At 67.7% G+C, this 2,588-nt stretch carries 2 protein-coding genes; one reads left to right on the plus strand and one right to left on the minus strand.

The features are described from left to right. Positions 1-336 precede the first annotated feature (336 nt). Positions 337-1,299 (plus strand): hypothetical protein, encoded by a 963-nt coding sequence (locus tag HRL41_RS11795; protein ID WP_172137188.1) that lies wholly within the window; start codon positions 337-339, stop codon positions 1,297-1,299. A 269-nt stretch (positions 1,300-1,568) separates the two neighbouring features. Here HRL41_RS11795 and HRL41_RS11800 read toward each other — a convergent pair whose 3' ends face one another. After that, complete coding sequence (locus HRL41_RS11800) at positions 1,569-2,027, minus strand: C-GCAxxG-C-C family protein (protein WP_172137189.1); 459 nt, start codon at positions 2,025-2,027, stop codon at positions 1,569-1,571. Between the last annotated feature and the right edge of the window lie 561 nt (positions 2,028-2,588).

Here is a 2,588-nt window from a genome sequence, read left to right on the forward strand (position 1 = left end):
GAGTGCGCCGGGTGCCCCGGGCGCGCCGGGCGCGCCAGGTGTGCCTGCGCCTGCGGCTCCGAGTGCGCCGGCGGCCCCTGCGCCGCCGCCCGCGCCCCGATCGCCGCAGGGCGGGGAATAGGCGGCGCGCTGGCTCTTGAGCTCGCCGGCTTTAGCGGACGCGCTAGCCTTGGCGGGCGCTCTGGCCTTGGTGCGCGCGCCGGCCTTGGCGAGCTCCTTGGATTTGGCGGGCGCGCCGACTTTGGCGGGTGCCCTGGCTTTGGCGGGCGCGCCGGCTGTCTTTGCTTCGGTGGACGCGCCGCACGAACGCCTGTCGAGAGGCGGGAGGGGGACGCTGTGGCTCGAAGAAACGTTGAGGCGAAGCTGAGCTTGGCGGAGTCGTTCGCCGAGCTCGCGGAGGCGATGCCGCTTGACCGCATCACCGTCAACATGGTAGTCGACCAGCTGGGCAAGCACCGCAAGACGTTCTACTACCACTTCTCCGACAAGAGCCAGCTCGTCGTCTGGCTGTTCCGCTACGAGCTCGCCTGCAGGCTGGAGAAGACGTTCGCGCCCGGCCAGCTGGTGTACGAGGCGTCGGACGACCGGTACGCGGCGTTCCCCTACTACGTGCGCAACGTGGACGAGGACGGCCGCATCTACAACGCGCTGTTCTTCGACGCGGCGTACAGCTGCCTTGAGCGTCGCCGCGCGTACTACCGCAACGTGCTCTCATCGCTGGGGCCGGGGACGCTCGAGCACTACCTGCTCGAGCTGTACCGCCCCGCCCTGACCGAGGACATCCGCTACCTGATCGATCAAGAGCTGTCGAAGCGCAGCGCCATCTCGCGCGAGGGCCTGCGCATGCGCGTCGACAGGGGATGCTCGGTCGCCTTCCTCGCCGACTTCTTCACGGGCGCGTTCATCTCTCGCTACATCCAGCGCCTGAACTATGCGCCGATCGGACGCACCGCCGAGCAGGTCTCGCCGTTCGAGAACGTGATCCACGACTCGCTCAGCCTGATCATTCGTCAGGAGGTCGCGCGGGTCTCCTCGGCGCTCGACGACGCGAAGCCCCCGGCGGCATGTGCGCCGGGTGCGGGGGACGTGGTGTGTGCGGAGGATGCGGCGCGTGCGGCAGGCTCACGAGGCTCGGTGGGTGTGGCGGATTCGAAGCTCCCGGCAGGCGTGACAGATGCGGCGTGCGCGGCGGGCGTGGCGGATTCGCTGGGCGCCGCGCGTGCGGCAGATCATTCAAATGCGGCGGATTCGCCTGATGCGGCTGATGCGGAGGATCCCTCAGAAGCAGCGGGACGCTGACCGAGGAACGTGTAGCAAGACGGGCATCTGACGGCGTCGGGATCCACGGGCGCGCCGCAGGTGGGACAGAGCCCGCTCTCGGCGGCTTGCCCCGCGGCGCTCATGCAGGCGCCGCACATGACGCATGGTATGCACATGCCCCCTCCTCCTTGCGTGGATGTGCCCTTGCGGTCAAGCTTACGCGCTTTTTCGCGCGCACGCGCTATCCACGTGCCGTGATGTGGGCATGGCGACCGGTTGCGCGCAGCCCCTTCGCGCAGACAGCGCGCTTATGCCAGGTTGTGCTTCTGCAAGGTCTCGAGGAGCAGCTGCGCGCCGCTCTCCATGTAGGCGTCGCAGCGATGCGGGGCGGGCACGCTGCTGAGGTCCTTCAGCTCGCGGCAGCAGGTGGTGCCGTGCGTGGCGCGAAACGCCTCCACGAACCCCTTCGCCACCTCGTAGGTGTGCTCCTTGGTGGTGCGCTGGGCGCTTCCGTCGCTCGCGCACGCGCTGATGACGGCCACGCCGGCCGACACTACGCCGCAGGTCTCGGCGTTGCCGCCCATGCCTGCGCCGAACCCCTCCATCATGCGGAAGAGCGTGTCCTCGTCCACGGGCGTGAAGCGGGCGAACGCGCAGGCGACCGACTGCGCGCAGTTGTGGCGCCGCTCGTGTCGCGCGAGCACCTCGGACATGAGCGCGCGAGCCGAGGGCTCGGTGTGCTCGGCGGTTTCGTTGAGATGGGGCATGGTGATCCTCGTGATGGCTCAGATGGCGTGTATGCACCGACTCCGCTGATGATAACGCGAAATGCGCCCACGCTGCATGGAGATCACCTTCCAGTCGACGGCACGCAGCAAGCACTCGGCAGGCACAATGTGTAAGCGGGCGCTCGCCCAACAGACGCGAGGCGTAAACGGGCTCTCGCCCGGCAGGCGAAATGCGCGGCGGCAAGGGCCAGCGAGCAACGGGCGTCCAGCAGGCGCGAGGCGCGGGCAGCAAGGGCCACCAAGCAGCAAGTGTCCAGCAGACGCGAGGCGCGGGCAGGTGACGAGCCCCAGGTAAGCGGCAAGCCCCGGGTAAGCGGCAAGCCCCGGGCAAGCGGCAAGCCCCGGGAACCACCGACAACGGCGCTTTTTCATCCACCCCTCATTGAAACATGGATGAAACTAGGTCGTTATCGGGTTGTGTACCGATTGTTGGTGTCATGACTGCGTTTGGGAGGTGCGGGCTTTAGCCCGCCCGAGCAAACGCAGCACTGCCCAGAACTAACTACATATTACACTATTGACATCATGCCGCCCTTCCGA

The organism is Adlercreutzia sp. ZJ473 (assembly GCF_013185065.1).
Classification (GTDB): Bacteria; Actinomycetota; Coriobacteriia; order Coriobacteriales; family Eggerthellaceae; genus CAAEEV01.

Excerpts from the sequence above, each read along its gene's own strand:
- HRL41_RS11800 (WP_172137189.1), bottom strand. The coding sequence starts at position 2,027 with ATGCCCCATCTCAACGAAACCGCCGAGCACACCGAGCCCTCGGCTCGC.